Annotated in this window: 5 protein-coding genes; all 5 read left to right on the top strand. The window is 70.9% G+C overall.

Annotated features, from left to right (window positions below):
• Positions 1-986 precede the first annotated feature (986 nt).
• The 5 genes from ACJOT3_RS31965 to ACJOT3_RS31945 all read left to right on the top strand — a co-directional run bounded on the left by ACJOT3_RS31965 (position 987) and on the right by ACJOT3_RS31945 (position 5,548).
• Complete coding sequence (locus ACJOT3_RS31965) at positions 987-1,628, top strand: DUF6230 family protein (protein ID WP_406976865.1); 642 nt, start codon at positions 987-989, stop codon at positions 1,626-1,628.
• Positions 1,619-2,059 (top strand): DUF6114 domain-containing protein, encoded by a 441-nt coding sequence (locus tag ACJOT3_RS31960; protein WP_406976864.1) that lies wholly within the window; start codon positions 1,619-1,621, stop codon positions 2,057-2,059. The genes ACJOT3_RS31965 and ACJOT3_RS31960 overlap by 10 nt, the downstream gene beginning before the upstream one ends.
• Before the next feature lie 116 nt (positions 2,060-2,175).
• Positions 2,176-2,871 (top strand): hypothetical protein, encoded by a 696-nt coding sequence (locus tag ACJOT3_RS31955; protein ID WP_406976863.1) that lies wholly within the window; start codon positions 2,176-2,178, stop codon positions 2,869-2,871.
• A 287-nt stretch (positions 2,872-3,158) separates the two neighbouring features.
• Positions 3,159-4,787, top strand: coding sequence for an AMP-binding protein (locus ACJOT3_RS31950; RefSeq protein ID WP_406976862.1), 1,629 nt, complete (start codon positions 3,159-3,161; stop codon positions 4,785-4,787).
• Between the two features lie 212 nt (positions 4,788-4,999).
• Positions 5,000-5,548: a MarR family winged helix-turn-helix transcriptional regulator gene (locus tag ACJOT3_RS31945; RefSeq protein WP_406976861.1), complete on the top strand. Its 549-nt coding sequence runs from the start codon at positions 5,000-5,002 to the stop codon at positions 5,546-5,548.
• Positions 5,549-5,631 lie beyond the last annotated feature (83 nt).

Below are 5,631 nucleotides of genomic sequence, written 5' to 3'. Positions count from 1 at the left end.
CAATCCTGACCGAACCATGTCTGGCTCAATCAAAGGAACCTCGCACACTCTGCCGGTCTCACCGACCGGTTCGTGTGACGGGGCCAAAACAAACTTGGCTTAAAGAAAATCGAACACGCGCTGTTGAGTTCTCAAGAAGCAACCGCGCTTCCCGTACAAGCCCCGGAGTCTTTCGACCCGATCGCTCTTCCGTGGAAGGCGTCTGCGTTTCCGCTTTGTTGTGTCTTCACTTTATCAGCGTTTCCGTGTCCCGCCAAACCGGCGTTTTCCGGAACCTTCTGATTTTCAGTGAAGGCGTGTGCCTCTTTCGAGGCGACCCGTCCGAGTTTACATGGTCGAAGCAGTGCTTCGAACCGCTCACTTCGGAAGGGAGGTGGCCGCTGATCCCGGTCCGGTTCCGAGTCGACTCCTGCTCGGAGCCGCTCGCCGTCCCGTTGGCGACTCGGAGAACACTACCCCCCTCCGGAGACCGCGGCAAACCGAACCGCCTGTGTCGCCACTCACATGCCGTATCCCCCCGCATCCCCCGCCCCGTCACGCTTCCCGCACCCCTCCCAGTCCCTCCCGGCCCCTGCCGCCTCCTCCCGTCCCGGCCGCCCCTCACCGCGGACGGGCGCCGGCCCCCACTCACCGCCGACCCCCCACTCACCGTCGGACAGCCCCGCGCCACGTCCTGCTCACCCCTGTGACAAAAAGCCCTCCCCCGACTTGTTCAATCCGCGATCGTTCGGGGCCGAGAACAATGCACCTCCCCCCTTTTTCTTGGTTATCGCACGTCAGAGCACCTTCATTGGCAATTGTGAGAAGTTCCGCAAAGCACCCTTGAAATCCCTTCACCCCCGTTCCATGATGTGCAGCATTACCGGCCTCACCCGGGTGACCGGTGGTGGGCCGCGTGCCGTGGTTCGGGGGAACGGCGGGCGCAACGCGGTCGTACGTGTTCGCATCCGTGCCCCTGTGCGGGCGCATTCCGTGGAAGGACGTTCATGGACCGCACATCCCCCGAACCCGAAGAGGTCGGCGCCGACTCTCCCCAAAGCCACACCAGCTGGAAGCGCTTCGCCCTGTTCTCCGTCCCCGCGGGCGTCGCCGTGGGCGGGCTGCTGGTCGCCATGGCGCAGGGCGCCCTGGCCGCCTCCTTCTCCGTGTCCGGGCAGGAGTTCAAGATCTCCGCGGACAGCCTGCGCGGTGAGGGCTTCGTCCAGTACGGCTGGCTCGACCAGACCGTCCGCAAGGAGGCGGTGCCCGTCGCGGTCGCCGGGATCCGTGAGGCGGAGATCGTGGGCCTGTGCCAGTCGGTGCTCACCGAGTTCCCCATCGTCGGCAGGATCTCGCTGCGGCTGACCGCCGGCGACCAGGGCACCCCCGTGGTCGCGGAGAACCTGGTCATCGACATGTCGCAGATGGGGGGCAACGCCGAGTTCGAGAACATCGAGATCGGCCGGGACGCCGGGACCCTCGACAAGGGGCCGCAGGGCGCCGCCGGGTTCAACGACCTGTTCGGCATGCAGTCGGACGTCATCGTCGTCGACGACCTGGAGCAGACCGCCCGCGCCGCCACCGCCGGCACCTTCCGGCTCGCCGACCTGAACCTGGGCATCAGCCTCGGGGAGAACGAGTGCTTCTGAGCCCGCGGGCCCTCTGGCGCACCTGGAGCACCTGGCGCAGGCGCCGCCCGTTCGCGGGCGGGCTCCTGATCATCGCCTCCGGGGTGGTCATGGCCTCCCTGGTCGCGATGCCGGTCGAGCTGATGGTCCACACCGGGGTCGGGACGGTCTCCTCGGTGATGTTCGGGGGCATGCTCGTCGTCCTGGGCCTGGTCACCTGGTTCACCCCGGACCAGCACGTCATCACGGGTTCCCTCGCGGGTTTCCTGGGGCTGGGCGCGCTGATCCTGTCCAACCTGGGCGGTCTGGTGGTGGGAACGCTGCTGGCGCTGGTCGGCGGCGGCCTGGCCTTCGCCTGGCGGCCGGTGGCTCGACCCCCGCGCGCCCCTCGGCCCCCACGCGCCCCACGACCCCCGCGCACCCCGCGGCGCCGCCGAGCCCGACAGGACTGACCCGGGACACAGAACCGCCGGGGGCGGGGCCGCCCGCCCCCGGTCCATCCGGAAAACCACCGCTACCGAACCGAATGGCGCGCATCCCTGACGCATGTCTTCTCTGAGGAGTGTTCATGTCGGTTCCGCGACCGAGATCCCGCACCTGCTCCTTGCTCGCCCTGGCCGGTGCCGCCCTGCTGCTGCCGGGCGGCACCGCGCTCGCCGCCCAGGCCACCCTGCCCACCCAGGCCGCCCAGGCCGGCCCGACCACCGTGGAGCCGGCCGGGGCCGCGTTCTCCGCGACCCTGACCGGCAGCGCCACCTTCACCGCCGGGAGCGTCGTGATCACCTGCGGCGTCTCGGCCACCGCCCCCGGCGGCGGCAACAACCTGGTGCCCGCCGCCCCCGACAACCACAACCCGGACGGCGCCGTGTCCGGGCCGATCAACGCCCCCGCCTTCACGGGCTGCTCGACGAACGTGCCGCTGGTGAGCGCGACCGTCACCGTGGCGGACCCGGTGTGGGAGATGTCCGTGCAGAACGGCTCCCCGTCGGTGGGCACGATGACCGTCCCCGCGGGCGGGATCGTGGTGACCACCAGCGGTCTGGCCTCGTGCACCGCGACGGTGAGCCCCGACGCCCCGGTCGGGGTGGCGGGCACCTGGACGAACGGGGCGCCCGCCTCGACGCTGGCCTTCGACACCTCCGCCCCGGTGGTGGTGGAGGGCGGCTTCGGCTGCCCGGTGGAGGCCACGGAGTCGGGTTTCACCGCCACCTACCTGGTGACGAACGCCGATGACCCGTCCGCCCCGATCACCGTGACCGACTGACCCGCCCGGCCAGCCGCCCGACCGACCGGGCGGCCCGGCCGCCTGCCCGGCCGACTGAAAGCGGCCACCCCCGCCCGCGGCCGGTACACCCCGGCCGCGGGCGGGTATCGACAGGGCGACAACACGCCGAAGTGACAATGACCGGCGGGTAACCGCTCACCCGCGTTCCAAGAAACGACCCGGCCCCGTCGCCTACCGTCGCAGTACTTCCGGGTGGTCCACGCGGCGAAGGCCCCCCGGTGAGGCGCGGAGGTCTTCGCCCGCCCCGGTCCCCCCTCGGAGACAGCATGGCTACCGATGGTCCGTCCCGTGTCCGACACACCCTCGAAGTGGCCCGGGTCCTGGTGCGCGCGGGTGTCCTCGCGCCGGGACGCCCGGACAAGATCGCCCGACAGCTGCGCGCCCTCAAGACCTGGGGGGCGACGATCGCCGGCGGGTACGCGGCCGCCCAGGAGCGCGTCCCCGACCACCCCGCGGTCATCGACGAGCGGGGGGAGAGCGGCTTCGCGGCGATGAACCTGCGCGGGCGGTCGCTGGCCCGGACGCTGCGCGAGGTGGGGGTGGGTCCCCAGAGCAGGGTGGGGCTGCTGAGCCGCAACCACAGCGGGTTCGTGCAGACGATGATCGCCTGCGGCCGCCTGGGCGCGGACACGGTGCTGCTGAACACGGGCCTGTCGGCGCCGCAGCTGGCGGACGTGGCGCAGGTCAACGGGATCACGGTGCTGGTGGCCGACGAGGAGTTCGCGGAACTGTGTTCGCTCATCCCGGCGGAGATCCCGCGGCTGCGGGCGTGGAACGACTCCCGCGACCCCGGTGACTCCGACCTCGTGTGGGAGGGTGCGGCGCCGGAGGTGGAAGAGCAGGAACCCCCGGAGAGCCCGGGCCGGCTGATCGTGCTGACGTCCGGCACGACCGGCACCCCCAAGGGGGCGCGGCGGCCGACCCCACGGGGTCCGCAGGACGCCGCGTCGATCCTGTCGCGGATCCCGCTGCGGTCCTCGGACCGGATCCTGGTGTCGGCTCCGGCGTTCCACGCCTGGGGGCTGGCCGGGGTGCAGCTGGGCATGACGCTGCGGGCCACCCTGGTCATGCGCCGGGTGTTCGAGCCGGAGGACGTGCTGCGGACGATCCAGGAGCAGCGGTGCACGACGCTGTTCGCGGTGCCGGTGATGCTACAGCGGATCCTGGACCTGCCCAGGTCGAAGCGGGACGCCTACGACCTGTCGTCGCTGCGGATCGTGGCGGTGAGCGGGTCGGCGATGAGCCCCAAGCTGGTCACCGACTTCATGGACGCGTTCGGGGACGTGCTCTACGGCCTGTACGGGTCCACGGAGGTGTCGTGGGCGACGATCGCGACCCCGGAGGACATGCGGACCTCGCCGACGACGGCGGGGCGGCCGCCGCTGGGGACCCGGCTGGCGATCGTGGACGCGGACGGGGTGGAGCTGCCGCCGGGGAAGGAGGGGTCGATCTTCGTCGGCAACGCGATGCTGTTCGACGGGTACACGAACGGCAGGAGCAAGCGGGTGGCCGACGGCCTCATGGAGACGGGCGACCGGGGGTACCTGGACGCGGGCGGGCTGCTGCACGTGTCGGGCCGGGACGACGACATGATCGTGTCCGGCGGGGAGAACGTGTTCCCGCGGCCGGTGGAGGAGGCGATCGTCGGGCTGCCGGGGGTGCGCGAGGTCGTGGTGGCGGGGGTGCCGGACGAGGAGTTCGGGCAGCGCTTCGCGGCGTTCGTGGTTCCGCACGAGGGTGTGGTGCTGGACCCGAACGAGGTCCGGATGCACGTGCGCGGGGTGCTGGGCCGGTTCTCGGTGCCGCGGGACGTGGTGTTCCTGGAGGAGCTGCCGCGCAACCCGGCCGGGAAGGTGGTCAAGCGCAGGCTTCCATTCAACGCTCCGCGTCGGTGACGGAAGGGTCCGGGTGCCGTCCCCTCCTGGGCGGGAGGCGGCACCCGGGTTCCGGCCCGACCGGGAGGCCCGCCTGGAGGAGACCCGTCCGGAGGAAACGGGGGACCCACCCGAAGGAATTCGAATCCTTGGGGAATGGAGTCCCTATTTTCTTTGTGTGCAAGGCAATTGTGTGCTTTGACATCGGGTACGGGGTTACTACGATGTTGCCGATGCCCGACCGATCTCCAGCCCCCTCCGGTGATTTCCCCCTTCCCGCTGTCGACGAGCAGATGTGTTTTGCTCTCTACGCGGCCTCCCGTGCCGTCACCAACCTCTACCGGCCGCTCCTTGAGCCCCTGAACCTCACCTATCCCCAGTACCTCGTGATGATGCTGCTGTGGGAGAGGGGGGAGTGCCCGGTCAAGGACGTGTGCGCGGCGCTCCAGCTGGACTACGGCACGCTCACCCCGCTGCTGAAGCGGCTGGAGGCGCGCGACCTGCTGAACCGCGACCGGGACCCGCGCGACGAGCGCTCGGTGCTGATCACGCTCACCGAGGCCGGGGCGCGGATGCGGGAGCTGGCCGAGGGGGTCCCGGAGGCGATCGGGGAGGTCATCGACCTCCCGGAGGAGGAGTTCGAGGCCACCCGGCTGGCCCTGCGGCGGCTGACCGAGAACGTGCTGCGCGGCCGGGCGCGGATACCCGCGCAGATCGCCGCGCTGGCGGGGGAGGACGCCCGCGGGGCGCCGGCTCCCCGAACGCAGGACCGACAGGGCTGACAGGACCGGCAGGGCCGACCGGTCCGAGAGGGGCGTGTCTCCGCCACCGCATCCGTTCGGGGATGGGCGCGGCGGCGGGCGGT

The sequence above is a fragment of the Nocardiopsis protaetiae genome (genome assembly GCF_045446735.1).
In the GTDB taxonomy this organism is placed as follows: Bacteria; Actinomycetota; Actinomycetes; order Streptosporangiales; family Streptosporangiaceae; genus Nocardiopsis; species Nocardiopsis protaetiae.
Note: the sequence above shows the minus strand (reverse complement) of the source record. Positions and strands in the feature narration are given on the sequence as shown.

Coding starts and splice junctions, on each gene's coding strand:
- ACJOT3_RS31955 (WP_406976863.1), top strand. CDS start 2,176: ATGTCGGTTCCGCGACCGAGATCCCGCACCTGCTCCTTGCTCGCCCTG.
- ACJOT3_RS31945 (WP_406976861.1), top strand. CDS start 5,000: ATGCCCGACCGATCTCCAGCCCCCTCCGGTGATTTCCCCCTTCCCGCT.
- ACJOT3_RS31965 (WP_406976865.1), top strand. CDS start 987: ATGGACCGCACATCCCCCGAACCCGAAGAGGTCGGCGCCGACTCTCCC.
- ACJOT3_RS31950 (WP_406976862.1), top strand. CDS start 3,159: ATGGCTACCGATGGTCCGTCCCGTGTCCGACACACCCTCGAAGTGGCC.